Source organism: Gemmatimonas sp. (assembly GCF_031426495.1).
In the GTDB taxonomy this organism is placed as follows: domain Bacteria; phylum Gemmatimonadota; class Gemmatimonadetes; order Gemmatimonadales; family Gemmatimonadaceae; genus Gemmatimonas.
The window spans coordinates 26,998-52,225 of the sequence record NZ_JANPLK010000082.1 but is presented as its reverse complement, the minus strand read 5'-3'; the positions used below and the strand labels follow the sequence as shown (position 1 = coordinate 52,225).

The following is a 25,228-nucleotide window of genomic DNA, read 5'->3' as shown; positions in this document are numbered from 1 at the left end:
CTGCGACGTCTCGTCCGGGCAGTAAGCGGCGTTGCCCACTTCGTTGCGCCAGCGATGTTGCGGGCGATGCTACGGGCGATGTTGCGGGCGATGTTGCCCGCGATGATTCCGCATGTGCTGCTGGCGCAAGGCACCGGTACGCTCGCCGTGACCGTCACCGCGACGCAAACCGGCGTGTCGTTGCCCTACGCCGTGGTGGCCCTGCCCGACCGTAGCATCGAGCGCTTTACCGACGCGGGCGGACGCGCCACCATCGTCGCCCTTCCCGCTGGCAGCTATGACATCGCGGTGCGTCGTATCGGGTTCGCGCCGCATCGCGGTCGCGTGGTGATCGAGGCCGGCCTCGTGACATCGGCTTCGATCACGCTGTCCCAGATTCCGGTGCAACTCACGGGCATGCTCGTGCGCCCGCGCGAGGTCTGCACCAAACCCGGCATGCCCGACCGGGCGCGCGATCCGGCGGTATTCGACATCGTGGAGCTGCTCCGGGAGAACGCCGATCAATTTCGTCTCCTCACCTCGCAGTATCCCTTTCGGTACGCGACGCAGCGCGTGCTGGCGGCCGTCGCCGACAGCACCGTGTTCGTGCAGACCGTCGATACGCTGGTGGCGGAGAGCAAGTCGCTGGGGGGCTATCGTCCCGGTCGCGTCGTCCGTGAACAACGGGCCCCCGGTGGCCGGACCGAGACCACGATGTCGATTCCCGTGCTATCAGACATTGCCGCCCCGTCGTTCCTCGCCAACCACTGTTTTCACTTCGGGGGCGTCGTCGCCGAAGGCACCGAGACCTGGGTGCGGCTCGAGGTGCGCGCCGCCGACAAGCTGCGCTCGCCCGATGTCCACGGCACCTTCTTTCTGGACAGTGCCACGGCGCAGTTGCGGCGTATGGAACTCGAGCTGAGCCGCCCCGAACGCTTGCCGCGCCGACTGCAGGGCATCCGCACGGTGGCCGTGTCCACCACGTTCCGGGAAATCACGCCGGGCTTGTCGCTGATCGATCGTGTGTGCGCGATCAACTGGCAGAAACCATTTCAGGGACGTGGCCGGCGTCATCCCGTCGAAGTGCAGCAGCTCACGGCGTATCGGTTCGACACGGCGCCGCCCGACGCGCCGATGGCGAGTGCGTACAACTCGCCGGCGTGGCAACCTCGCACACAGCTCACCCGAGACGTACTCTGGTGCGATGGCATGGGCACCAGCGGCTAACGCTGGACGCGCGGGACGGAGCATTCGCCATCCGCGGGGTAGAGAAGGAGATGCCGTGACGACCGCGGCTGGCGTGTCGCATGCCAAGCCGACCACCGATTCGACCAACACGACCAATGCAGAGTCCTTCGCTCGCTGTACTCCCTGCTCGTCCGTTCGCGCTGCTGCTCCCGCTCGCGCTGCCGTTGGTGCTTACGCTTGGCGCCTGCGCGCGCGCCTCCGTGACCACGACGCCCGAGCCGGCCATGCAGCCGGTGATGCAGGCCCCGATTCAGGTGGCACCAGCACCGCCAGCACCGGCCGCGTCTGACACGGCGCGCGCCGATTGGCAGCGACTCGACTACGATACCGATCGCGTGATGGGTGTGGGATCGGAACGCGCGATTCGCGAATTGCTGGCCTCGCGGCAGCCACGTCGTCGCGTCGTGGTGGCCGTCGTGGACGGTGGCGTCGATACGGCGCACACCCGCCTCACCAGCTCGTTGTGGAAGAACCCGCGCGAGGTCGCCGGCAACGGCAAGGATGACGATGGCAATGGCGTAGTCGATGACGTGTTCGGTTGGAATGCCCTCGCCACCGCCGACGGCACCCCGGTGCGCTACGACACGTTCGAGCTCACGCGCTTGTACGCGGCGTGCCGCAATCAGCCGGCCGGCGCGCTGACGCCCAAGCCGCCCATCACCGCCTGCAGTGACCTGGCGTCGGAATACCGAGACAAGGCGAAGGAAGTGAAGTCCACGCTCCTGCAGGTGGAGAACATCGACGAAATTCTGCGCGGTGTCGAGCGCGTGCTCGGCACGGCCCTCAACGGTGCGCCGGTCACGCGGGCGTCGGTCACCGCGCTGCGCCCGGCATCTGCCAACGTGGAAGAAGCCAAGCGGATGTGGCTGCGGCTCGATGCGGATGGTCTCAATGCCAGCGAAATCGCGAAGGCGCGCGAAGCCTACGACTCGCAGGCGAAGTACGCGCTCGACACGCTGTTCAATCCGCGCTCGCCCCAGCGCGTGGCCGGTACGCGCGACGTGACGGGACCCGACGCGACCCACGGCACGCATGTGGCGGGCATCATCGGGGCGCGGCGTGGCGATGGCGCGGCCATGCAGGGCATCGCCCCGAATGTCGACATCATGGCCGTTCGTGCGGTACCCGACGGCGACGAGCGCGACGTCGATGTCGCGCGGGCGATCCGCTACGCGGTGGACAACGGGGCGCAGATCGTGAACATGAGTTTCGGCAAAGCCTACTCGCCCGCCAAGGCGTCGGTCGATTCCGCGGTGCGCTACGCCGAATCGAAGGGCGTACTGCTGGTGCATGCGGCCGGCAACGAAGGCGAGAACAACGACCAGACGCCGTCATTTCCCACGCCCGTGCTCAGCGGCGGGACGCGCGCAGCGAATTGGATCGAAGTGGGCGCCTCGAGCTGGAAGCCGCTGGCGTCGCTGCCAGCCGAGTTCTCGAACTACGGACGCGAGCAGGTCGACCTGTTCGCGCCGGGCGTCGATATTCTCTCCACGGTGCCGGGCAGTGTCCTCAAACGCGAAAGCGGCACCAGTATGGCGGCGCCGGTCGTGTCGGGAGTGGCCGCGTTGCTGATGGCCTACTTCCCGGAACTCACCGCGATGCAGGTGCGCGACATTCTGTTGGAGTCGGTGCGCAAGCTGCCCGAGCTCGAAGTTCGGCGACCGGGTGATGGTGCGAAAGTGAAGTTCACCTCGCTGTCGCGTACCGGCGGCGTGATCGATGCCTACGCCGCCGTGAAGCTGGCCTTGCAGCGCGTGGCGCCGCGGCCGTAGGTCTGTGGCACGGCACCGTTCTGAGCAGTACTCCGCCTCACCACCACCAACATCGAATGCAACGCATGCGAATGACCGCGCGCTCAACAACCACATCCTCAGCCACGCAGATTCGGCGACTGGTCGCCTCTGGCACCCTCATCGCGGCGGCGATGCTGACCACGCGAGTCGCCGCCGCACAGGCCACGACAGGCGCGAGCGTGACCTCGGCGGCGCGAGTCGGCGCCGCTCGTGACTCAGCCGACGCAATGGCCACCTTTCGCGAGAACATCGCCGCGATTCACACCCGTAACAAGCCGCGCTATCTGGCCACCTACGTGCACACGCCGCAGCTGGTCCGGCATTCGCCGACCGCCCTCGAAACTGGCTACGAAGGGTGGCCAGCGATCACCGAGAGTGCCTGGCCGGACACGCTGATCGTGAAAGAGATGCGCGTGGTCCCGGTCGCTCCTGGCGTGGTATACGGCTACTACCGCTACATCGGCGTGCCGGCACCCGGTGATACGCTGACGGGCGTATCGACACGAGTGTTCGTGCGTACGCCCGTCGGTATGCGCATCACCGTGACGGCATCGTGGAACGATGCGCCACCGGTGACAAAACGCTAATCCCGCATCAGCAGCTCTTGCACTTGTGATTGTTCTTCGCGCCCATCTTCTCGAGGAGTTCGAAGTATCATGGTGTCGGGGTTCGACGAAACGCTGCGCGAGAGGGAAGCGCTTGGCGGCAAGCTCGTGATGCCGATGCGGGTGCGACGTGCCTATCCACTACCGATCGTCCGTCGCCCGAAACAAATAGAGCGCCACGTTCGGAGCACCGTACACTGTGCGGGTACCACGTGTACTGAAAGCGCAGACCAAGTCGTTGCCGTTCAGATCGTATGGTTTCACCTGCAAAACCAGAAACGCCGCCGCGGCTTCAACCGATTCGAACTCCTGTCCGAACGCGTTTTCGATAAACGACTTCGGGTCCGTGATACCGGCGGCGGCAAACCCGGCGTTCGTAATACCCCACCACGTGTCCGGCGCGTCCACAGCGCTCAGCTTGATCAGCCCGAGCGATTTGGAGTCTTGAGCACAGCCGGTGCTATTAACGCCGCCTTGGGCGAATCGGGCCTCTGGGTCAGCGAGCGGCACGGAGGTTGGACCGTCGGAGCAGGCCGACAGCAGGGCCGCCACTCCGACGGTGAAAGCAGCAAGCACACGCGGAGCCGAGTACGGGGAAACAGAGCGGTGCATCATCTCGATACCTCGGGCAGAAGTGGAGGACTCTCGTCGATTTCACAGTGCGCCGACCCAAACGATTCATGCCTTTCGCCCCAAGCGCACGGTCTAACATGCGGCTTCGTGGAGCGCGCGCAAGGGCACGGAAGGCGCGCGAATGGCGACCTCGACCTTATTTCTGACGAGAGTCTGACGGTCGCAACGTACCGTCCGCTTTGTCCCCCACCAATCGCGGGTTGGGCGTGGTATACGGCTACTACCGCTACATCGGCGTGCCGCACCCGGTGATACGCTGACGGGCGTATCGACACGAGTGTTCGTGCGTACGCCCGTCGGTATGCGCATCACCGTGACGGCATCGTGGAACGATTCGCCACCGGTGACAAAACGCTAATCCCGCATCAGCAGCTCTTGCACTTGTGATTGTTCTTCGCGCCCATCTTCTCGAGTAGTTCGATGGTGTCGAGGAACGGCGGAATACGCTGCACCGCACCGTTGGCCATATCGACCGTGGTCTGACCGGTACGGGCGACGGCCATGACGTCGGCGCCCTTGCTCACGAGATACTTGATCAAGTCGTTGTCACCGCGCGCCGCCGCGTGATGCAACGGCGTGTAGCCCTTGAAGTCGCGGGCATTCACGTCCGCCTTGAGCTCTTCCACCAGAAACTTGACCGTGGGCACCCAGCTGTCTGGTGCATGACGATGCGCGTTGGCGGCAAAGCCTTCGCCGTAGCCGGCGCCGCTGGCCGCATGAATTGCGAGCACACCTGGGCCGTTGTCGGGTACCGGCGGCAATCCTGACGGGTCCTTCCCTGCCGCCACATCGGCATCGAGCTCTTCGGAGCCGGGCAAGCGACCGGCCGGCTTGATCGTGGCCACGTTCGGATCGGCGCCGTACTTCAGCAACAACTTCATTGCCTCGAGATCGGTGCCGTACGCCGCGCGCCAGAACGGGGTGGCGCCAGCCGTGCTGACACTGAGCTGGTCGAAGTTGTACGACATGTACCACAGGTGCTTCGTAAGCCGCACGTTCACATCGGCGCCGGCCTTGATCAGCGCTTCCATCAGTTCGAGATAGCTGACGTTCGACTGATATTGCGCCACCGGCTGCGGATACGCTGCCTTCGGCGCCCACACCACATTGATGACCGCATACAGCGGCGTGGCGTTGGCCGTACTCGCGAGCATTGGATCGGCGCCGCGATCGAGCAGGGTCTTGGCCAGATCGAAGCGCCCGTTGATCGTCGCCATCAAGAGCGGCGTGGTGCTGTCACCGGCGCTGGCGTGATTCACCTTCGCTCCCGCCATCAACAGCGCATTCACGGCGGCCGACTGGCCATCACGCACCGCCAGCAACAATGCGGTGTTGCCACCCTTGCTGCCTACCAGATCTCCGTACGACGGACCACGCTGCCGGCGATCGCCTGCCGTCGGGGTGATGCGCGTGTCGGAGTTGCCGGTTGGGGCGGCCGCGACGGCAGTGGGGACGGCCGTTCTCGGCATCGTGGCGGATGCGGGCACCGGTGCGGCCAAGGGCGCGGCCGCAACCGCGGCAGGCGCCAACAACGCTTCCGCCGATTTCATCGCCGCCATTCTACGCGAGCGCGTGACCAGGTACGCGCGATCTTTCTTCTCCTGCTCGGGGATGCTCTGCGTACGCGTTTCCGCTTCGATGTCGGCGCCGCGCTTCACCAGCGCGGTAATCGCCGACACGCGATTGGCCGCCGCCGCCCACATGAGCGGCGTCTGCGAGAACGCCGCTTCACGTACGTTCACCGAGGCACCCTTGTCGACCAGCGCGTCGATCGTGGCCGCATCACCGCTCGAGGCCGCGAAGTGCAGTGCCGAAGCGCCACCGGACGAGGTGGCGGCATTCACGTCTGCCCCCGCGGCCAAGAGTGCCTTCACCGTCTCGGCGCGTCCGTTCTGCGCGGCCAGATGCAACGGCGTGTAGTTGCCGTTGCGCGTGACCGGATCCAACCGCGCACCAGCGGAAACGAGCATGTGCGTCGCGGCAAGATTGCCGCGCGACGCCGCCCAATGCAGCGCGGTCATGCCATCGCCCTGCACTTCGTTCACGTCGACGCCCTGCTTGAGCAGCACACGCAGCCCGGCGCTGTCGCCGCGCATGACGGCATCCGCCAGCGGCGAGTCCGACGACGGATTGCCTGCGGACAGCAGCAGGGCCGCGCCCAGCGCCATTCCCACCGTAGCCAGCCGCTTCGGGGCGCGCAGCACGACGTGTCCCGCCACCTGCTTAGGCATGGGAATTCAGGTTGAGGGCACCTGTGCTGTCACCAAACGTGGTGAGGTCGTTCATGCCGAGCGTGTGCATCATGCTGAGCATGGCATTCGCCATCGGCGTACCGTCCGGCGCCTTGATATGCAGGTTGCCGGCGAGACGATTCTCGGCCTTGCCGAGCAGCATGAGCGGGCAGCGACGATGGTTGTGCACGTTCGGGTCGCCCATCGGCGAACCGTAGATGATCATCGTCTTGTCGAGCATGTTGCTCTCGCCTTCCTGGATGCTTTTCAACTTGTCGAGCAGATACGGCAGCATCGACACATGGTACTTGTTGAGCAGCTGGAAGTCGCGCACACCCTTCTCCCCGCCGCCGTGGTGCGACGCCGGGTGGAATCCCTTGTCAGTGCCGCTTTCCGGATAGGTGCGACTGGTGCCGTCGCGGCTCATCTTGAACGAGAACACGCGCGTCACATCGGCCGCGAACGCCAACGCCTGAATGTCGAACATCAGTTCGACGTGTTCCTTGAATGAATCGGGCACACCCGCCGGCGCGGCGGCCAGCTGCCGTTCCTCGCCGCTCGTGTTGCGCGCTTCCACCATCTGAATACGGCGCTCGACCTCGCGGATATCCGTGAGGTAGCGGTCCATGCGGTGACGGTCGTCGGCATCGAGCCCGCGCGACAGTGACGTCATCTGCCCCGACACGAAGTCGAGAATGCTGCGGCGCGAGCGCCGACGGTCGGCGCGCTCGGCGCTGTTGCCGCCCACGCCGAAGAGCTTCTCGAAGGCCACCCGCGGATCGCGAATGACCGGCAGCGGTTCGGTGGGGGACTTCCAGCTGATCGAGTCCGTGTACACGCAGGCATAGCCGTACGAGCAGCCGCCCGCCTGATCGACGTTCTCGATGCACAGCTGCATGGAGGGGATCGGCGTCTCCTGTCCGAAGCGCTGCGCATAGAGCTGATCGAGCGACGTGGCAATCTTGACGTCGGAGCCTTCGGTCTGCTTCGGGTGCGTCTGTGTGAGGAACGTCGCGCTCGAGCGGAAGTGGTCACCGCCGATCTCGGGCGGCGCCGCCGGCTCGGCTTCGCGCACGTCGGTGTTGCTGATGATCGTCATGTACTCGCGGTACTTGTCCAGCGAGGACAACGCCGACGGCGATAGGTCGAAGTCACGACCGGTCGCGGCCGGCGACCAGAAGTTGAGCTTCGAGCCGATGTCGTTCGAGCCGGCGGCACCGTGCACCATTTCGATCGCGATCAGTCGTGGCGCCGCGTTGGCGGAGCCCATGATGCTCTGGCCGCGCGGGACCATGGCATTCAAGTACGGCAGCGCGATGGTCGCGCTGAGCGACTGCACGAACTGTCGGCGAGGCATCGCCTTTCCCGTCAAAAACTGCATAACTGTTGCTCCGAGAATTTGGTCAGGAAATTCAGCGGCTGTGGCCGACTGATGCCCCGCTCGCGGGGAGTGCTGCCTGAGCGACCGGCACCATGCGCATCCGGAACGCGTCGCTCTTCACCACACCCAGCACGACATCTTGAATCCGGTAGTTCTTGGCCCGCACCGACGCTTCGATTTTGCGGATGGCCGGACCATCGGAGTACTCCACGCGCCGACCGACGGCGTAGGCCATCAGGTTCGTCACGAACGTGCGCACCAGTGGCACCGGACGCTTCAGCAGCACCTGCTGCAGCTCCCGTGGGCCGGTGATCTTGGTGCCGTCGTAGTAATCACCGCGCGTATCGAGCGGCATGTTGTTCTCCTTGATGCGCCACTGTCCGATCACATCGAAGTTGTCGAGCGCCAGTCCGATCGGATCGATGAACTGGTGGCAGGAGCGGCACGAGGCATTGGCGCGGTGCTCTTCCATGCGCTCGCGCGTGGTCAGCATGCGACCTTCCTTGCTGGCGCCTGTCACTTCGAGGTCGGGCACATTGGGCGGCGGCGGTGGCGGCGGTGAGCCCATGAGCACTTCCATCACCCACTTGCCACGTAACACCGGCGACGTGCGATTGCCCTGTGACGTGAGCAGCAACACGCTGCCGTGTCCCAGAATGCCGACGCGGTTCTTGTCGGTGTAGGTGACACGACGGAAGTCGCTGCCCACGACCTCCGTCATGCCGTAGTGCTTGGCCAGGTCTTCGTTCACGTACGTGTAGTCGGCCGTGTACAGATCGAGCAGGCTGCGGTTCTCGCGCACCAGGCTGGCCACGAACAGCTCCGTTTCCTTCTGCATGTTCTTCGCGAGCTGCAGATTGAACGCGGGGTACAGCAGCGGGTCCGGATTCACCTTCTCGATGTCCTGCAAGCGCAGCCACTGCGCGGCAAAGCGCGTGGACAGCGCATCGGCGCGCGGATCGGCCAGCATGCGTTTTGTCTGCGCGATCAGCACCGTGGTGTCGCTGAGCAAGCCGCGCCGCGCGACGCCGGTGAGCGTCGAGTCCGGCAGCGTTCCCCAGAGGAAGAACGACAGGCGCGACGCCAAGTCGGAGGAGCTGACCGCGACCTTCGAGCCCGGCTTCGCGTTCCCGGCCACTTCATCGGCGCGGAACACGAAGTACGGGCTGGCCAGAATCGCTTCGACCGCGCCGCGAACGCCGCTTTCGAATCCACCCGACTTCGCTTCTTCGTCGTAAAAGCTCATGATCGCCTGGCGATCGCTGACCGTCAGCGGCCGGCGGTAGGCCTGCGAGCCGATGCGATTCACGATGCGTTCGGCGCAGGGGCGCTGTTCGGCGGCACTGAGCGGACGGCAGCTGAAGATACGACGACGGCTTGGCGTATCGGACACGCCCGTCGGATTGAACGGGCCGGTGACCGTGAACAGCTTCATGTGGCCCTGAATCGTGATCGCGTCCTGAATGCCGATCTGCGTGTCGGGCAGGCTGTTCCCAATCGGCGTCATGAGGTCTTCGACCGGTCCTTCGAACGTACGCACGTACGCGGCAGCCACGACACGTGGGCCCGCCTTCACGGTGATCGGCACCGTCTTGAGATCGAGCCCATTCGGCTCACTCTCGTGCATGCCACGATCGATATCCAGCAGTGCCACGCGCTCACCGTCGACCGAGATCTCGATCTTCTCGTCGAACGGCGCATTGCCACCGACCAGCTGCCCGATCGGCGTGGAATGCAGCGACACCGCGAACACATACGCGCCATCGGCCGGAAAATAGTGCGTGGACGCACCGCCGCCGCGGGTACCGATCGGCGTGTCGCTGTCACGTCCGTTCTGATTGGTGAGGCGTGAAACTTTGTACGTCGTGGTCGATCGGTTCGCCTTGGCATCGCCAACCGCCAGCCGGCTGATGGCGCTCGCCGCGTCGAGGTACGACTCGAGCACCGTGGCCGACGGGATCTGCACGTCGGCGATGTTATCGAAGTTCGCGCTCTTGGTATCGAGCGGCAGCCACGACTCGGCGTTCACGCTCACCGTGAGCAGGTCCTTGACCGCACGTTCGTACTCGGCCCGGTTCAACCGCTGAAAGGAGCGGCGACCGACATCGGGCCTGCGCACGGCGATCGCGTCCATCTGCCGTTCAAGCGTTTCGGTGAGGACGTCGAGCGTGTCGCCGGCCGGACGCGGACGTCCCGGCGGCGGCATCATGCCCGTGCGCAGCTTGCCGATCATCTTCTCTGCGATGATCGGTGACGTGGCGCCGACCGTAGCGAGATCGAACGACTGCAGCGAGAAATTGCCCATCTTGCGCTGATCGCTATGACAGCCCGCACAGGTTTTCTTGACGACCTCGTTGAGCACGACCGGGGCCAGGGTGCGCGTGGTGCGCGCGTGCGCGCCAATGCTTGGACGCACTGCATCGAGCGTCGCGCGATAGCGTGCGAGTGGCGCCGACGGTGAGGCGAGGTAGCTGACCGGCGAAATCACGGCCGTCGCCGCGATGGGCTGCGGAGCGACGGACGCGACACGAGCCTCGACGCGATCATAGCTGCTCGCAGCGATCGCGAGGATGACTGAGCCAGCACCTACAGCAACGACAGATTTCATCCCAAAGCCTCGGGGCGGGGCGGGAACAACAGTGCCGGGCGGGAACGACAGGCGGGAACCACGGGCGGAAACGTCTCTGAACAGTGTTCCCCGCCCAGTCGTGGAGCAAGGGTTCACGTAGTTACGCGCGCCAGCGCTAGGGCGTTGCCGGAACGTCGCTTACGTTGCGCACTCGGGGTACGTCTCATCCCTGTTCCGCACGACTTCATCTCAGAGCAACTCGCATGCCCCAGAGCCGCACCGCCTCCTCCTCAACGGGACCCACGCGTGGGTCCGAGCACTCGCTGGTTCGGGCGGTCGGCGTGTGGGGGCTGGCGGCCGCCATCGCCAACGTGACGATCGGGGGTGGCATTTTCCGCCTGCCGGCCTCCGTCGCCGGCGCGCTGGGGGCGGCGGCACCGCTGGCGTATCTCGTGTGTGCGGTGGCTATGGGGCTCATCGTGATGTGCATCGCCGAAGCGGGTAGCCGCGTGTCGCTCACCGGCGGTCCCTACGCCTACGTCGAGCTGGCGTTCGGCCCGTTCTTCGGCTTCCAGGCCGGCGTGATGCTGTGGCTCCTTGGCACCTACGCGGTGGCCGCCGTGGCCACGGTCTACGCGGACAACGCGGCCACCCTCATCCCCGCCTTGGCCGGACCGATCCCGCGCGCGGCGCTCCTGATCACCACCTTCGCCATTGTTGGTGGCGTGAACATGATCGGGGTCAGTCAGGGCAGTCGACTGAATCAGGTCACGACCGTCGCCAAGCTGGCCCCATTGCTCCTGCTGATCGCCGTCGGGGTGTTTTCCATTCAGGGCGAGAACCTCGCGATTGCCACCGTGCCCGCCTCCGGGGATGTGCTGCGCGCCAGCATCGTGCTGATCTTCGCGTTCAGTGGAATCGAGACCGCGCTCGTACCGAGCGGCGAGGTAGAGAACCCGTCGCGCACCGTGCCACGTGCGATCTTCGTGGCGATGATCGGCATCACCGTGTTGTACGTCGCGCTGCAGTATGTCGCGCAGGGCGTGCTTGGCGCAGCATTGGCCACGTCGGCCACACCGCTGGCCGATGCCGCGGGCGTGGTGCTTGGACCGTGGGGCCGCACGCTGCTGCTGATCGGCGTCGTCGTCTCGACGTTTGGCTATCTGAGTGGCATGGCCTTGGCGGTTCCCCGTGCGCTCTATGCGTTCGCTCGCGACGGATTTCTGCCGGCGCCGATCGCGTCCGTGCATCCCACGTGGAAGACGCCGCATATCGCGATCGCCCTACAACTGGCGGTGACCTGCACACTGGCCATCACCAGCGGATTCGGGCCGCTGGCGATCATTGCCAACGTGGCGGCACTGCTGGTGTACTTCGCCTGTGCCGTGGCCGCGCTGGAACTGCGCCGACGGAATGTGCAGTCGGGTGGCATTCCCTTCCGCGTCCCGGGCGCCGGCGTGGTGCCGATCCTCGCCTGCGTGGTCATCATCGGATTGCTGACGTCGATCACGATGGCCGAATGGAGCAGCATTCTGGTCACCGCCGCCGTGGCCAGCGGGCTCTACGTGCTGTCGTATCGCCATCGAGCGGCCAAGGCGAAGGCGTAGTTCTCGCTGTGTCAGGCCGGGCTCAGCGCACTGGGCTCAGCGCGCTGGGCTCAGCGCGCTGCGCTCGAGCCAGCGACTCGTTTCAAGGTGCGGAATACCATCTCCGTACCTTGCCGCAACGACTCGACACTGACCCGCTCATCGTTGCCGTGCATCCGGCGCAACTCGTCCGTGCTGATGGGATACGGGTAGATGCCGAACACCGGGATCCCGCGATTACGCCACGCCGCGGCGTCGGTACCGGCCTGAAACAGGTACGGCGTCACCTCAGCCTCCGGCCACTGGGTCTTCGATTCGGCCGCGAGGACACGGTACAGGAGCGACGTATCAGGCGATGCCGGCGACGACGCGGCCAACGCGGTCGTCATCTTCACGGTGAGCAACGGATCGTTGAACAGCTTCTCGAGCGTGCCGATCAGCGCTGCCGGATCGCTGCCCGGAATGAGACGCACGTTCAGCGTGACCTCGGCCGAGCCGGGAATGACATTACTGCGGAACCCACCGGCCACAATGACCGGCGCGATGGTGTTGCGCATGAGCGAATGGATGAGCGGATCCCGCGAGAGCATCCGGTCGGCGGCGTCCACTTGCTGCGGCGTACCGTTCAGCAGCTGCGTGTAGAGGCGCGCCGTCTCGCCCGTGCTCGTCTTCGCCAGCGTCGCGAAATACTTGCGTGAATCGGGGGTGAACTCGATCGGTGTTTCGTAGCTGCCGAGCTTGGCCAGGGCACGACCGACAGTAACCAGCGCATTGTCGGGCATCGGCATCGAGGCGTGCGTGCTCGTACCCTTGGCTGTCAGCGTCACGCTCATCACACGCTTGTCCGACGTGGAGATGCTCACATACTGCACGCGCCCATCGTCACGCTTGATGATCCAACCGCCCTCGTTCAGTGCGAACTCGGCGTCCATCTTGTCCCAATGCTGGCGCGAGAGCCACGTGGTGTTCATGGGCGCCCCTTCTTCGTCGGCCTCGGCGAGAAAGATGACATCCCGATCGAGTGGCACATTGCGATCCGCCAGCAACATCGCGGCCCGCGCGAAAACGGCGATGCCTCCCTTGAAGTCGATGGCGCCCCGCCCGTACACGGCTCCATCCTTGATCACGCCGGCAAAGGGATCGACGCTCCATTTTTCGCGCTCCACGCCTACCACATCGGCGTGCGCCGCCAGCAGCAGTGGCTTCTTCGATCCGTTCCCCTTCAGGCGCGCAAAGAAGTGCACCTTGGCGGAGTCCGGTGTGGGGATGATATCCACCTGAAATCCACGCGCGCGAAAGAGCGGCGCGAGAATGTCGGCTATCTGCTGCGTGTGCCCGGGCGGATTGCTGCTGTTGGCGCGAATGAGTTGCGCCAGCAGGAGCGCGGTTGAATCCGCCGCCTGTGCGTTCGCGCGGGCTGGGATCGTTGTGGACAGCAGTGCCGCGGCCAGCGAAGGGAGCGCGAGCGTACGGAGTGCGGAGCGAATCATGCAATGACCTCGAGCCGACGGGACGGGGATTTTTGGCTTCCAGAAGCTACCCCAGCCGAGGTCGTCACGCTGCACGGTCGTCCACTCCTCCCGAACATCGTCATGACTGATTCGACGGTCCCACGTCTCTCGTCGCTGGTCGATCGCCTCCTCAGTGAGGACTTGCCTCCGTTTCATCAGCTGTATGCCGACGATCAGGCGGTGCTGGTACTCGATTCGAGTGCGATCGTGCAGCCGGCACCGGCGGGATCGACAGACCGCCGGGCATTTCTGGCGCGCGCCTCGACCCTGTCGCTGGCGATCCCAGGCGTCGGGGCGGCGTTGGCGGCGTGCGCTCCGGCCGGAGATGCCGACAAAGCCGCGGCCATTCGCGACAGCGCTGGCTCGAGAGTCGTACCGCTCGACAACTCGAACAGTCGACTCGACTCCGCCGTGCTGCGCGAGGAACATCACGAAGGCACGTCGGCCACGGCGGCCGCAACAGCCGGCGCCAGCCAGACCGCCTTTCGTCGGTTCGATCCCGCGCTGCCCCCCTTGGCCCCCGGCAACCGCCTCGCGCTGAACTGGCACGCGCGCGAGGTACCGGTGCGGATCTCCAAGGACACCGTGGTGGCGGCCTGGACCTTCGAGGGAGACATCCCCGGACCGATCGTGCACTGTCGCGTCGGCGACACCGTGGACTTCACGCTCACGAACGACGTGGACATTCCGCACTCGATGGACTTTCACGCGGCGCAGATCGATCCCAAGCACGCGTTTCGGTCCGTAACAAAGGGGCAGTCGGTACAATTTTCGTTCACGCCCAGATTTGCCGGCGCGTTCATGTACCACTGCGGCACCGCCCCGGTGCTCATGCACATCGGCTCCGGCATGTACGGCGCGATTGTGGTGTCGCCGCGCGAGCCGCTGCCGCCGGCCAAGGAGTTCGTCATCGTACAGAGCGAGTTCTATCTCGCGGAAGCGGTGAACGGCGTACGGGCCTTCGATTACGCCAAGATGACGGCGATGCTGCCCGACTTCGTGGCGTTTAACGGACGCCCCAATCAGTACATGGATGCCCCCATCAGGGTGAAGGTGGGCGATCGGGTACGCTTCTGGGTCGTGTCGGCCGGCCCCACGCATCCGTCGCACTTTCACGTCGTCGGCGAGCAGTTCGACACCGTGTACCTCGGCGCACCGCCCGGCACGCCCATTCGCGGCGTGCAGACCTTCACCGTCCCCGCGGGCGGCGGCATGGTGTTCGAACTCGTCTGCGACGTACCGGGAGAATTCCCATTTGTGAACCACGGCTTCGGGCACGGACAGAAGGGCGCCATCGGGATTCTGGTGGTCGAACCGTAGCCACATGGCGTGTGATCGGCGTAGCTTCGCGTAGCCACCACGCGATCTCAACCGGAGCTGCGCATGAGCGACACCCCGGCCCCACTCGGCCGCATCAGCTGGACCGATCTGACCGTGCCCAACGCCACGGAGCTACACGAGTTCTACACCAAGGTGACCGACTGGACGCCGATGCCGCTCAGCATGGGCGACTACGACGACTACCTCATGCTCGGCGCCGACGGGGCACCGCAGGCGGGCGTGTGCCATGCGCGTGGTGCCAACAGCGGGATTCCGCCGCAGTGGATCGTGTACATCACCGTATCGGGGCTCGATGAGAAGTTGCGCGCGGTGGTGGCGCTGGGCGGCAAGATCGTGATGCCGGTGCGCCACATGGGCACGACCGGGCGGTACGCCATGATCGAAGATCCGGCGGGCGCGGTGTGCGCCTTGTTCGAGACGGTGTAGCGCACTCGTGAAGCTCGCCGATCAGATCACGGCGTTTCGGCTGCCAGCGGCACTGACCGTACTGGCCGTGCTCGTGCTGTGGGAATCGGTGCAGCCGTTCTTCCCATTATTCGGACACGGACCGCAGTCCGTTCGCGATCGCGTCGTCCACGGCATGAAGAACATCGCCATCGGACTTGTGAATGTCATACTGGTGCGCTTCGGTTTTCTCGGGGTGTGGATTGCCGCGATGGATTGGAGCCGCGAGCATGGCGTTGGCGTGTTGCACTGGGCTCCCTTGCCCGGCGCGACCGGCTGGATCGTGGCGATCCTGCTGCTCGATGGCTGGACGTACGCGTGGCATCGCCTCAATCACATCGTGCCTGGCTTATGGCGCTTCCATCGACTCCATCACTCCGATCGGCACATGGATGCCACGACCGCGAGTCGATTTCATCTCGGCGAGATCGCCCTGTCATCGATCGCCCGGGTGCCGCTGCTCGCGCTCATTGGCTGCAGCGTGGAGCAATTCGCGGTGTACGAAGTCGCGCTCTTAGCCGTCGTGCAGTTTCAGCACGCCAATGTCGGCCTGCCCGACAGGCTGGACCGGCTGCTTCGGGTGGTCATCGTGACGCCGCATCTTCACAAGGTGCATCATTCCGTGGTGGTCGCCGAGCAAAATACGAACTTCAGCTCACTCTTTTCGTGGTGGGATCGGCTGGCGCGCACGCTCCGGCTTTCACCCGATCAAACGGCGATCGTGTTCGGCGTCGACGACGCGCCGTCGGTGCGATAAGTCCGTGAACGTGCTGTCTTCTCTTGCCCCTGCCTGATGCGCTTGTCCGATTCCCCGCCGCCTGACTGGCCCTCCGACATGCCGCTGCTCCCGTTCGACGAGGCCAATGCGCAGCTCATGCGCACGGTCGCGCCGAAAGGCTGGATCGCGCCGGTGCCGAAGGATCGCTATCACCTGGTCGTGATCGGTGCCGGAACGGCTGGACTCGTCAGCGCCGCGATTGCGGCCGGCCTCGGTGCTCGTGTCGCGCTCATCGAGCGGCACATGTTCGGCGGCGATTGCCTCAACTTCGGCTGCGTCCCCTCCAAGGCCGTGATTCGCGCGGCCCGCGCGTGGCGAGACGCCCGTACGGCCGCCGGGCGCTTCGGCGGCCCGCAGGTCACCAACGACGGCGATTTCGGTGCGGTGATGGCCCGCATGCGCGGCCTGCGCGCCGCCATCAGCCCCGTCGATGGCGTGGAGCGATTCCGCTCGCTCGGCATCGATGTGTTCCTCGGCAACGCCGCCTTCACCGCACCCGATGCGATCGCGGTGAACGACACGGTACTGCGCTTCCGCCGGGCGATCATCGCCACCGGCGCGCGGGCGGCGCGGCCACCGATTCCCGGTCTCGCCGAGACGCCGTACGACACGAACGAGTCGATCTTCTCGCTCACCGAGCGCCCGGCGCGATTGCTCGTGATTGGTGGTGGGCCTATCGGTGCCGAGCTCGCCCAGTCATTCGCACGATTCGGCAGCGCCGTCACCCTCGTGCATGCTGGCGCGCACCTCCTCCCGCGTGATGATGCGGATGCCGCGCACATCGTAACGACCGCACTTGAGTCGGACGGCGTGCGGATGGTGCATAGGGCCAACGTCGAACGCGTGTTGCATGACGGGCAACAGTTCAGCGTGCATCTCTCGGGTGACGGCGCTCCGTCAGTGGTGGAGGCTGAGCGCGTGCTCGTAGCCACCGGACGCACGCCGAACGTCGACGGCCTCGGTCTTGACGTGGCCGGCATTCGCTTCACCCCGAAAGGGGTCAGAGTCGATGAACGGCTGCGCACGTCGAATCCGCGGGTGTATGCGATCGGCGACGTGTCCTCCGCGCTCCAGTTCACGCATGTCGCCGATGCGCAGGCGCGGCTGGTCGTGGCCAATGCGCTTTTCTTCGGTATCGGCGGCGGGCGCGCCAGTGCGCTGGTCGTCCCGCGCGTCACGTATACCGACCCTGAAGTCGCACACGTCGGTATGACCGTTGAGGAAGCCTCCGCTCAGGGTGTACGCATCGACACGATTCACGTGAACCTCGAGGACAATGACCGGGCGCGTCTCGACGACGAACCGCACGGCTTCCTGAAGGTGCACGTAGCCGCCGGCACAGACCGCATCGTGGGCGCGACACTCGTCGCCACGCATGCCGGTGAGATGATCGGCGAGATGACCGTTGCGATCACCAACCGCATCGGACTCGGCGCCGTCGGCAAAGCGATCCACGCCTATCCCACGCAGGCCGAAGTGTTCCGGCGTGCCGCCGATGCTTGGCGCAAGCGGGCGTTCACGTCGCGGGCGAAACAGTTCTTCGCGCTGTGGTTCCGCGTCTTCACGTGACCGCAGGGAGATGAGAGTCGCGTGGTGGATGCGCACGGCCGTCGCGGTCAGTGTGTGGGGCATGTGGGGCGCGACGACGCCGATCGCGTCCGCCTCCACGTCGATCGGGGGGGAGATCGATCTGCTCACGCTGGCGACGGCCAACGCCGGCGACTCGTTGCCGCCGCGGTGGCAGCGGCGCGCCGTACGTGGGTCGCGTTCGCCGTCGTCCGCCGTGCGCGACGAGCGCGGTGACCGATTCCTCTCCATCAGTGGCAACCGTATGGCCGCATGGTTCGTTCTCGACCTCCGTGAGCAGCCACTCTCGCCTGACGGCACGGCCACCCTCGAATACCGGCTGCCGGTGCTCCCCGCGGGTGCCGACCTCGCGGTCACCGCCCGTTCGGATGCCGCCTTGCGACTCTACGTCGTGTTCGAGAGCGCGAGACGCTTCCTTCCCACTCGACGCGTGCTCTTCTACTCCCTTGGCACCGTAAGCGCTGCGCAGCGTATCAAGCGTGACGACAGCCTGTGCGACATTCGCCTGCCTACCGCGAGCAGCACGTCTTGGCAGCGTCTGACGGTGTCACCAGCCGCCGATGCGGCGCGAGACTGCGCGTGGCGCGACGGCAGGATCGCTGCGGTCGGGATGATGCAGGATACCGACCAAACCGGGGCGCGGGCTGAGGCCGACATTCGCGGGCTGGTGTGGCGCGATCGCTGAGCGACGGCGCAGCGCGTTTTCAGGCGGTGTAAGCTTTTCTCCCCGTGGAGCACTAGCTCGTGGGAATCCCTCTGATCTTCACCTCTCCGTATGCGAATGCTCTCGCCGCAGTCTCTCGTGCTGGGCTTCGCGCTGGTCGGCCCGCTCGTCCTCTCCGCGCAGACGACCAGCTGGCATGTCGCCGCGACTCCCTCGGTCCGCATTGGCTCCGCTGAGAAGGCCGAGCTCTCGTTGGCGGCACCGGCAGGCGCGACGCGCTTACCCAACGGCAATATCGTGGTGGGTGATCTGGCGGACTACGCGATTCGCGAGTTCACGTCATCGGGCACGTTGGTGAAGCGATATGCCCGCAAGGGACAAGGCCCCGGTGAAGTCGGCTACTTGGCGCCGCTGTTGCGATGCGGAAGCGCGCTCGTGGCGAACGACATCACCGGGCCGCTGTCCGTCTTCACTCTCGACGGCGCGTTCCAGCGCGGCTTTCGCTTTCCGACGCCGACATACCGGATCGCCTGCAACGCCGCCATGCGTTTCGTCGCGATGGGCTGGGCGTCTGATCGTGACATGAAGGCTGGCGCGTACCGCCCGAAGGTGCGGTACTGGATCGCCCGGGCCGACACGAGCGTCGAAGTGCCACTGGGGACGTTTCCCGCGGGCGACCGCTGGCGCGAAGGCGGCGGCGATGGACCACTGCCGTTGGGCCGGGAGCCACGCGTCGCACTCTCCGCGTCGCGCGCGTATGTCGCACTGGCGGATCGACTCGAGGTGCTGGTGTTTGACCTGTCGGGGAAGGCCATGCCGTCTCTGACCGCGCCGGCGACGCGCGTGCGCGTGACCAAGGCTGACGTGGAGGCCGAACGCGAGCGGGAAGTCGCCAAGCTGGGAGAGCGTGCACGGACAGTGATCGAACGAAGCTTCGCGACCATGACGATGCCCGAGTTTCTGCCGGCCACGCGCGATCTGCTGGTCGACGCCACCGGGCACGTGTGGGTGCAGCACTTTCCGAGCGCGTCGTCAACAACCGTTCGGTGGACCGTGTTTGCGCCGGCCGGCAACGTGCGCGCCACGATCGCGATGCCGGTAGCGCTCGAGGTGTACGAAATCGGTGCTGACTACGTGCTCGGTCGGTACATCGATCCAGAAGAACAGGTGCCGGAGGTGCGACTGTATCGGCTCGAGAAACGATAGGCGACGAGCGCCGTTAGTTCGGCGCCCGCGTCCCCACCCCCGCGTAGTTCCGATCGCCGCCGATGACCGGACCGTTGATCCCGACACCATAGTCGTTGTTGATCGACGCGATCTCCTGGCGAATGCTACCGGCAAACGGTGTGGGACGCCCGTTGCGTCCGAACGGATCGGTGTACCACACCGCGGGGCCACCAGCGTTGCTGATCTGATTGTCGTTGATGTCCACCTGACGGCGCGCACCGTTGAATCCTGAACGGACATCGTCGAACTCGACGCTCAACAGCGTACCACTCACCGTGCTCGTCAGCCCATCACATTCACGACCGCGGGCACGGAGGTCACCGATCGTCGTTGCACAGAGCGTCACCGGACGTCCCACCACGCCGGGTACCGCGGGATCGAAGTAGCGACTCGGGCGAAACACCTGAAAGTACGGATTGAATGCCGCCAGCCGCTTGCCGTCAGCGCTTTTGATCTCGTTCGATGTCTCCCAGCTTTCATGCAGGTGCCCAAAGTCTGACTCACGTCCGGGCGCGACCAACAGACGTGAGAGCAGACAGTTGGCATCTGGGATCCGACGATGGCCCCCACCACTCGGCGCGTTGGACGGCGTCGCCACCCCCGCCTGAACCGTACCGCCGCAGGAGCTCTGAAATTCACCTGGGCGACCGATGGCGCTCAGCAGCGTCACGTGCATCTCCGTGCGATCGTTGCAGCGGATATGGTAATTGAGTTCGTGCAGATTGTTGGTGAACGCGTCGCGCGAGTGCGTGCCCTGATGCAGTTTCACGAGCACGTCACAAGTCACCTCGATCGCCGTACCGGCGCCACCGCCAGGCCGTATGCGCACGCCGTTCTCCCATTCGATCTTGTGTCCGACGTGGTCCTCATGACGTTGCATGCCAAGATTCGCCGCATCGAGTTGCTCGTTCGCATACCCGAAGGCGAGATCACCAACGCGATCGTATAGCGCCGACCCATGTGGATCGCGCCCATGCTCATGACCGAAGCTGCAACCCGAGATGGGGTCGACCGGCGGATGCCACGTGGGATACTTCTTCCCGTCCGGTCCGAGCGTGGCGTAGCGGTTGTGCACGTCGGGCGAGCAGGTGTCCGTCTTGCTCGGCACCCAGATTCCATAGGCGCGCGCCGGAGCAGCGGAGCCGAGTTCGGCGTCGGTGGGGCCCGTATTGGACGCGTCAGTGCACGCCGCGAGCGCGAAGAGCAGGCCAAGCGCCATCGGCGTCGCGCCCATAGACATGATGGGCTGCATCAGCGATACCAGGAGAGGGCGAATGACGTGCGCAGCAGTCAAAGGCGCGCATTCTCGGCGATCGCGTTCTCGGTGCGATCACTCCGCAGCGGACCGCCGGTGGAGGCCACGGCGGCGATTGATGGCGTGAGCACAACCGTGCGAAGTCGCCAGTCGTATCCCATCGCGAGCGACGCCGACGGCGACTGCGTGCGGAACGCGAGATCTCCGTCATTGATGGTGTAGCTGGCGACGCCAAGTCCACCGTGCACGAAGAGGCGGCGGCCGGCAGTCAAATAGGAGCGACCTACCAGGTACGTGCCACGAACGATGCGGTCCGCGCCACCGCCCATCACATCGAACCACGCCAGCGTTTCGGCGCCCACCAAGAGTACGGGACTGAGCCGCCATCCGATCGAGGCGTGTCCGGCATAGGCATACGTCGCGCCCTTGGTGCAGGCCTCGCACTGCAAGCGGCCACTCGCGCGACCGAGTCCCACCGATCCCCACAGTCCGTGCTTGTCGGCGAGGTGGGAAAGCGCTGCGCGAACGGTGGGGTCGGGGGCAGCGCTGCCTTGCCCACGCGCGGCGTCGGCCAGTACAGACATCACGCCAAGCAGGACCAACGACGCGCCAAGTGTGAGCGCGATAGACCGCGCGACGATGACGGCTATCGAGGGACGGCGATAGTTCGCAGCGCGCAGTGCGCGGCGTAGCAGCGGTGGCGAGACAGACACGGTTTCCTCTCAGGAGGGGACGACCGTAGGCTGTGGTCCGCTCAACGCACCAGCGCACCCGCAGCGCGCACCGCGTGGCACGTGGTGTTGAACGGCGCCGGAACGGTAACAGCGACGTGACGCGCGTCACCAGCTCGGCGCTACAGCGCGCGGGGCGTAGTCCGCGCCGCGCGAAACTTGCTCAGCGCGCCAGGGGATTCCGCACGACGCCCGCAAACAGCAGAGTCCCGCTCAGTCGCTCGCGGATCAGGAAGACGAACGGGCGGTCGATGTCCACGCCGAGTGGGACTGATGTCACCACCACACCCACCACGGTGACGGCGGCGGCGCGTGTCCCCTTCTCATCCACCTCGACTTTCACATTATGCTGCACGAACGAGAGCTTGGTGGATTCGTTCGTCACCAATCGCGGAAACTGGGCCGCGTCGGAGAAGGCACGCGTCATGCCGAGGGCTCGCAGGTCGGGTGACAGTTCGAGTGCACTTTCGAGGGTGAACTTCGGGAAGCGCAGTCGCTCGTCGGCTCTCGCCTCGCGTAGCCCCTGCACCACTTGAGTGAGCCGCACCGTATCGAGCGTGGCCACGAACGGGCCCACCGCGTCTCTGGTCGGCATCAGCACGAGCATGGAGAATGCCGCATTACCATAGGGCATCTCGACGGCCACGAGGCGATCATCGCGCCAGCTGCGGAAGCCCCCCTCGCGCGCCATCATGGGCACGGTGGCCGTGGTGCTGCCCTCGAGCTGAAAGGGGCCGGGGCTCGTTTTCGCAGGATCAAAGCGATCGCGCCACGTGCCGGCAAAGTACACGGCGTTCGCCAACAGCATCGCGAGGTCCCGCGGCGGATCCTGCTGCAGCACTTTCGGAATCATGCCACGGGTTTCGCGATCGCCCCACGCGTTCACCGCATCGAACATCGCGCGCGGCGTCACCTCACTCGTCACCGGCGCGTTGAAGAACTGACGCGCCTCGCCAACGAAGGTCGCGTCGGGCACTTTCGGCTGCAGCATCCAGATCCCGTTGGCAATCCGCACCGTCACGCGGCCGTCGAGCGCGGGCAGCATCGTCATCAGGTCACGATACGCCACGTTGATGTCGGCACGGTTCGCCGCTCCCCAACCGAGCACGCGCTGCATCTCGGAACGCGTCTCGTCCGCGGCGCCATTCATCGTCATGCCGAGGGCCAGCGAGACCGAGAGCGGCGACAGCAGCACATTACCCGCACTGCGAGCGGAGGTGCGCTGTAACAGCCTGAGCGCGAAGTCGTTGCCGGCGGTGATGGCCTGACGCTCGGTCGCCGTGAGCGCGCGCGGCAGGGCCGCGAGCGAGTCGGCAGCGCCCAAGTCGGGCGCGGTGCCGGCGCCAGAACAAGCGGTAGCCATGATCGCGAGCGCGGCAATCAGAGATGAGGTGCGTGAACGAGCAATGCGCATCGGTCGGGTGGTCAGGGAAAAGGGCTTCCCATTGATAACCCGTCAACTGCGGTTGGTGTCACTACGACCTCATCCAAACGTCATCAGGCCCGACAGTTCGTGCTTCAGCGTCCCAGCCATGGACCGAAGGCTCGACCCGTCGTTGGCAGTCACGCCGGTCGCGCTACGTCAACACAGCACATGGCGGCGTCCAAGTCAACGCGGAAGGACGCCCACGCCTATGGCAGCCGCGTGGGCCACCAGCATCTGATCCTGCGTGTGCTGCGACACGGCCATCGCCATCGCGCGCCGTGCCTCGTCACCATGCCCCGTACGATACAGCGCCCACGCCACCAGATCATGTCCGTACACATCCTTGCGGTCGCGCAGTTCGCGCTCGGCGCGCGCCAGCACCTCAGCGCGTTCGCTCGGCGTGCCATGATCCAGCAAGAAGAGCCCCCATGCGCGATGAATGACACCGGGCTGCTTGAGCGCGCTCACCGACATGGCGCGCGCATAGGCTGTCGCTTGCGCCGTGTCGCCCTGGGCGGCGTAGGCGCGACTGACCGCTCCGAGGGTGGTCGGATCGAGTTGTACACCGGTAGCCCGATCACCGTACTCGATGGCGCGTGACCAGTCGCTCCGGGCGAGGGCCAATCGCGACAGCGCACCCAACACGCGCACGTCGTCCGGGTTACGGCGTAGGCCGTCTTGCAACGCCGAGTCGGCCGCCGTGAAATTCCCGAGGCGCAACTCCAGTTCACCCAGCCGATAGTGAAACCACGCGATCTGCTCGCGCGGCAGGTCGTCGCGCTCGTCCACGTGCGTGATCGCGTTCTTGAGAAATAGTCGAGCCATATCGGCGCGCCCGGTGACTTCATACCACCGAGCCAGACGCGCGCCGATCGTGAACTGCTGACGATCATAGTAAATGGCGCCGAAGTGCGTGGCGGCGGCGGCGTAGTCGCCGAGTTCCAGTTCGATCTCGCCCAGCAGCGCGAGATGCGATGGGTTTGCCGGCTCCAGCGAGTCAGCACGCAGTGCCACGGCGCGCGCCTCGGCAAACGCGTGGCGCGCCATGAGTACGCTGGCCAACAGTTCGAAGGCCTGCCCGTTGCGCTGCATACGCAGGGCGACCGATTCGCGGGCCAACGCCTCAGCGCGCGTCAGATCCGCTACCGAGCCATTCGTGCGCGACCGCGCAAAGAGCAGTCCCGCCACAGCGAGTCGGTCGCTGGAACTCGCCGGATCGCTCGCAGCTCGCGCAGCATAGAAGTCAATGTTGCGATCGCGGATGTCGGCGTCGGTGGCTGCGACGGTGGAGAATTCGACCAAGGGCGCGCTTCGTACGACCGGCGAACGCGACGCTGTACGGTCATTCACGACCGTTACCACCACAATCGCGACGGCCACGACAAGAAATCCGGCGATCACCGTCATCCAGCGCCTGTTCAATTGCGTACGGTGAGACATGGAACGCTCCGTGAAGTGGCCGACCCGCATCTGTCCGAAGGGAGTCCGGACAGATGCGGGCTAGTGTGCCGCGTGTACAGCGAGACGACCGAACGCTTAGAGCGTCGGGGCCGCGAGATACGGGAACGTGCGAAGGAATGCCTTATCGTTGGCCGGCACGTTATCGGTGCACAGCGGCAATTGGCCGTTGTCGCAGAAGGCTCCATCGCTGGCGATGATCTTGCCGAAGATCGCCGACAGGCCGGCATCGACGACATCGTCAGCGAGGTTTCGTCCACCCCATCCGTTCGCCAACGCCCAGGACAACCATCCAGAGGTCGACGGATTGCGCGACGACTCGACGATCAACATGTCCGGATACAGAACCGCGCCGAGCGTATTGGCCACGACGGGCTGGTTGCCGCGGAATGCATTGATGAAGGCCAGACTCTGCGGGCCGAACTCGGCGCTGTTGTACGGCTGTGTACGATTGTAGCGATCATGATTCGCCTTCACAATCGTAACTTCACTGACCAAGGGATTGCCGAGGAACTCCACCTGCTCGTACACGATGTTCTCGTCAACCGAATCGTCGTCATCGCCAATGTCGGCGCGGGTGCCTTCCTTGCTTTGGCTGGCCGAGGGACCGGTGAGCCCTTGGTCCTGCGGCGTATCCTGACAGGCACTGAGCGCTCCGGTCGCTGCGACGGCGAGCAGTAGCGCGGTGCGCTGCGTGAATCGAGCCGCGCGAGCGGCAGTGGTTCGCAACATGGATCTTGCTCCTGAATCGTTGAGGAATCGAATGAGAACTGGCGACAGC

20 protein-coding genes are annotated in these 25,228 nt (G+C 65.4%); 10 read left to right on the top strand and 10 right to left on the bottom strand.

Annotated elements, in window-relative coordinates:
* Positions 1-66 precede the first annotated feature (66 nt).
* The 3 genes from RMP10_RS21155 (at position 67) to RMP10_RS21145 (ending at position 3,607) form a co-directional block, all read left to right on the top strand.
* Positions 67-1,206, top strand: coding sequence for a carboxypeptidase-like regulatory domain-containing protein (locus RMP10_RS21155; protein WP_310572071.1), 1,140 nt, complete (start codon positions 67-69; stop codon positions 1,204-1,206).
* A 116-nt stretch (positions 1,207-1,322) separates the two neighbouring features.
* Entirely contained in the window at positions 1,323-2,999 is a 1,677-nt protein-coding gene (locus RMP10_RS21150) for a S8 family serine peptidase (RefSeq protein WP_310572070.1), read from the top strand.
* Positions 3,000-3,064: 65 nt separating this feature from the next.
* Positions 3,065-3,607, top strand: coding sequence for a hypothetical protein (locus tag RMP10_RS21145; protein ID WP_310572069.1), 543 nt, complete (start codon positions 3,065-3,067; stop codon positions 3,605-3,607).
* Between the two features lie 159 nt (positions 3,608-3,766).
* On the opposite strand, the gene RMP10_RS21140 is transcribed toward RMP10_RS21145, so the two are convergent.
* The 4 genes from RMP10_RS21140 to RMP10_RS21125 all read right to left on the bottom strand — a co-directional run bounded on the left by RMP10_RS21140 (position 3,767) and on the right by RMP10_RS21125 (position 10,478).
* On the bottom strand, positions 3,767-4,177 hold the full coding sequence (locus RMP10_RS21140; RefSeq protein ID WP_310572068.1) for a hypothetical protein: 411 nt from the start codon (positions 4,175-4,177) through the stop codon (positions 3,767-3,769).
* Between the two features lie 446 nt (positions 4,178-4,623).
* Entirely contained in the window at positions 4,624-6,489 is a 1,866-nt protein-coding gene (locus tag RMP10_RS21135) for an ankyrin repeat domain-containing protein (protein ID WP_310572067.1), read from the bottom strand.
* Positions 6,482-7,870: a DUF1552 domain-containing protein gene (locus RMP10_RS21130; protein WP_309668857.1), complete on the bottom strand. Its 1,389-nt coding sequence runs from the start codon at positions 7,868-7,870 to the stop codon at positions 6,482-6,484. The genes RMP10_RS21135 and RMP10_RS21130 overlap by 8 nt, the downstream gene beginning before the upstream one ends.
* 31 nt (positions 7,871-7,901) lie before the next feature.
* Complete coding sequence (locus RMP10_RS21125) at positions 7,902-10,478, bottom strand: DUF1592 domain-containing protein (protein WP_310572066.1); 2,577 nt, start codon at positions 10,476-10,478, stop codon at positions 7,902-7,904.
* 224 nt (positions 10,479-10,702) lie between these two features.
* Between RMP10_RS21125 and RMP10_RS21120 the strand changes: the two genes are divergently transcribed.
* Positions 10,703-12,046 carry an APC family permease gene (locus tag RMP10_RS21120; protein ID WP_310572065.1) on the top strand — a complete coding sequence of 448 codons (1,344 nt, stop codon included), beginning with the start codon at positions 10,703-10,705 and terminating at the stop codon, positions 12,044-12,046.
* A 50-nt stretch (positions 12,047-12,096) separates the two neighbouring features.
* On the opposite strand, the gene RMP10_RS21115 is transcribed toward RMP10_RS21120, so the two are convergent.
* On the bottom strand, positions 12,097-13,515 hold the full coding sequence (locus tag RMP10_RS21115; protein ID WP_310572064.1) for a M20/M25/M40 family metallo-hydrolase: 1,419 nt from the start codon (positions 13,513-13,515) through the stop codon (positions 12,097-12,099).
* A gap of 102 nt (positions 13,516-13,617) precedes the next feature.
* Between RMP10_RS21115 and RMP10_RS21110 the strand changes: the two genes are divergently transcribed.
* The 6 genes from RMP10_RS21110 to RMP10_RS21085 all read left to right on the top strand — a co-directional run bounded on the left by RMP10_RS21110 (position 13,618) and on the right by RMP10_RS21085 (position 19,556).
* Positions 13,618-14,856 (top strand): multicopper oxidase domain-containing protein, encoded by a 1,239-nt coding sequence (locus tag RMP10_RS21110; RefSeq protein WP_310572063.1) that lies wholly within the window; start codon positions 13,618-13,620, stop codon positions 14,854-14,856.
* A gap of 63 nt (positions 14,857-14,919) precedes the next feature.
* Positions 14,920-15,303, top strand: a complete 384-nt coding sequence (locus RMP10_RS21105; protein WP_310572062.1) for a VOC family protein — start codon at positions 14,920-14,922, stop codon at positions 15,301-15,303.
* Positions 15,304-15,310: 7 nt separating this feature from the next.
* Positions 15,311-16,078 (top strand): sterol desaturase family protein, encoded by a 768-nt coding sequence (locus RMP10_RS21100; RefSeq protein WP_310572061.1) that lies wholly within the window; start codon positions 15,311-15,313, stop codon positions 16,076-16,078.
* Between the two features lie 36 nt (positions 16,079-16,114).
* Positions 16,115-17,668: a mercuric reductase gene (locus RMP10_RS21095; RefSeq protein WP_310572060.1), complete on the top strand. Its 1,554-nt coding sequence runs from the start codon at positions 16,115-16,117 to the stop codon at positions 17,666-17,668.
* A gap of 28 nt (positions 17,669-17,696) precedes the next feature.
* The gene (locus RMP10_RS21090) at positions 17,697-18,371 is read left to right on the top strand and encodes a DUF3047 domain-containing protein (RefSeq protein WP_310572059.1); all 675 of its coding nucleotides are present in this window, start codon (positions 17,697-17,699) and stop codon (positions 18,369-18,371) included.
* Between the two features lie 90 nt (positions 18,372-18,461).
* Positions 18,462-19,556 carry a hypothetical protein gene (locus RMP10_RS21085; RefSeq protein ID WP_310572058.1) on the top strand — a complete coding sequence of 365 codons (1,095 nt, stop codon included), beginning with the start codon at positions 18,462-18,464 and terminating at the stop codon, positions 19,554-19,556.
* Between the two features lie 13 nt (positions 19,557-19,569).
* On the opposite strand, the gene RMP10_RS21080 is transcribed toward RMP10_RS21085, so the two are convergent.
* The 5 genes from RMP10_RS21080 to RMP10_RS21060 form a co-directional block, all read right to left on the bottom strand.
* Positions 19,570-20,817 (bottom strand): hypothetical protein, encoded by a 1,248-nt coding sequence (locus RMP10_RS21080; RefSeq protein ID WP_310572057.1) that lies wholly within the window; start codon positions 20,815-20,817, stop codon positions 19,570-19,572.
* A 50-nt stretch (positions 20,818-20,867) separates the two neighbouring features.
* Positions 20,868-21,545: a hypothetical protein gene (locus tag RMP10_RS21075; protein WP_310572056.1), complete on the bottom strand. Its 678-nt coding sequence runs from the start codon at positions 21,543-21,545 to the stop codon at positions 20,868-20,870.
* A 181-nt stretch (positions 21,546-21,726) separates the two neighbouring features.
* Positions 21,727-22,926, bottom strand: coding sequence for a serpin family protein (locus RMP10_RS21070; RefSeq protein ID WP_310572055.1), 1,200 nt, complete (start codon positions 22,924-22,926; stop codon positions 21,727-21,729).
* Positions 22,927-23,172: 246 nt separating this feature from the next.
* Positions 23,173-24,429: a tetratricopeptide repeat protein gene (locus RMP10_RS21065; RefSeq protein ID WP_310572054.1), complete on the bottom strand. Its 1,257-nt coding sequence runs from the start codon at positions 24,427-24,429 to the stop codon at positions 23,173-23,175.
* 96 nt (positions 24,430-24,525) lie between these two features.
* Entirely contained in the window at positions 24,526-25,179 is a 654-nt protein-coding gene (locus RMP10_RS21060) for a DUF4331 family protein (protein ID WP_310572053.1), read from the bottom strand.
* Positions 25,180-25,228 lie beyond the last annotated feature (49 nt).

What these genes read in the sequence shown, in the direction of transcription:
- RMP10_RS21155 (WP_310572071.1), top strand. Translation starts at nt 67, where the DNA reads ATGCTACGGGCGATGTTGCGGGCGATGTTGCCCGCGATGATTCCGCAT.
- RMP10_RS21150 (WP_310572070.1), top strand. Translation starts at nt 1,323, where the DNA reads ATGCAGAGTCCTTCGCTCGCTGTACTCCCTGCTCGTCCGTTCGCGCTG.
- RMP10_RS21145 (WP_310572069.1), top strand. Translation starts at nt 3,065, where the DNA reads ATGCGAATGACCGCGCGCTCAACAACCACATCCTCAGCCACGCAGATT.
- RMP10_RS21135 (WP_310572067.1), bottom strand. Translation starts at nt 6,489, where the DNA reads ATGCCTAAGCAGGTGGCGGGACACGTCGTGCTGCGCGCCCCGAAGCGG.
- RMP10_RS21130 (WP_309668857.1), bottom strand. Translation starts at nt 7,870, where the DNA reads ATGCAGTTTTTGACGGGAAAGGCGATGCCTCGCCGACAGTTCGTGCAG.
- RMP10_RS21125 (WP_310572066.1), bottom strand. Translation starts at nt 10,478, where the DNA reads ATGAAATCTGTCGTTGCTGTAGGTGCTGGCTCAGTCATCCTCGCGATC.
- RMP10_RS21120 (WP_310572065.1), top strand. Translation starts at nt 10,703, where the DNA reads ATGCCCCAGAGCCGCACCGCCTCCTCCTCAACGGGACCCACGCGTGGG.
- RMP10_RS21115 (WP_310572064.1), bottom strand. Translation starts at nt 13,515, where the DNA reads ATGATTCGCTCCGCACTCCGTACGCTCGCGCTCCCTTCGCTGGCCGCG.
- RMP10_RS21110 (WP_310572063.1), top strand. Translation starts at nt 13,618, where the DNA reads ATGACTGATTCGACGGTCCCACGTCTCTCGTCGCTGGTCGATCGCCTC.
- RMP10_RS21105 (WP_310572062.1), top strand. Translation starts at nt 14,920, where the DNA reads ATGAGCGACACCCCGGCCCCACTCGGCCGCATCAGCTGGACCGATCTG.
- RMP10_RS21095 (WP_310572060.1), top strand. Translation starts at nt 16,115, where the DNA reads ATGCGCTTGTCCGATTCCCCGCCGCCTGACTGGCCCTCCGACATGCCG.
- RMP10_RS21090 (WP_310572059.1), top strand. Translation starts at nt 17,697, where the DNA reads ATGCGCACGGCCGTCGCGGTCAGTGTGTGGGGCATGTGGGGCGCGACG.
- RMP10_RS21085 (WP_310572058.1), top strand. Translation starts at nt 18,462, where the DNA reads ATGCGAATGCTCTCGCCGCAGTCTCTCGTGCTGGGCTTCGCGCTGGTC.
- RMP10_RS21080 (WP_310572057.1), bottom strand. Translation starts at nt 20,817, where the DNA reads ATGTCTATGGGCGCGACGCCGATGGCGCTTGGCCTGCTCTTCGCGCTC.
- RMP10_RS21070 (WP_310572055.1), bottom strand. Translation starts at nt 22,926, where the DNA reads ATGGCTACCGCTTGTTCTGGCGCCGGCACCGCGCCCGACTTGGGCGCT.
- RMP10_RS21065 (WP_310572054.1), bottom strand. Translation starts at nt 24,429, where the DNA reads ATGTCTCACCGTACGCAATTGAACAGGCGCTGGATGACGGTGATCGCC.
- RMP10_RS21060 (WP_310572053.1), bottom strand. Translation starts at nt 25,179, where the DNA reads ATGTTGCGAACCACTGCCGCTCGCGCGGCTCGATTCACGCAGCGCACC.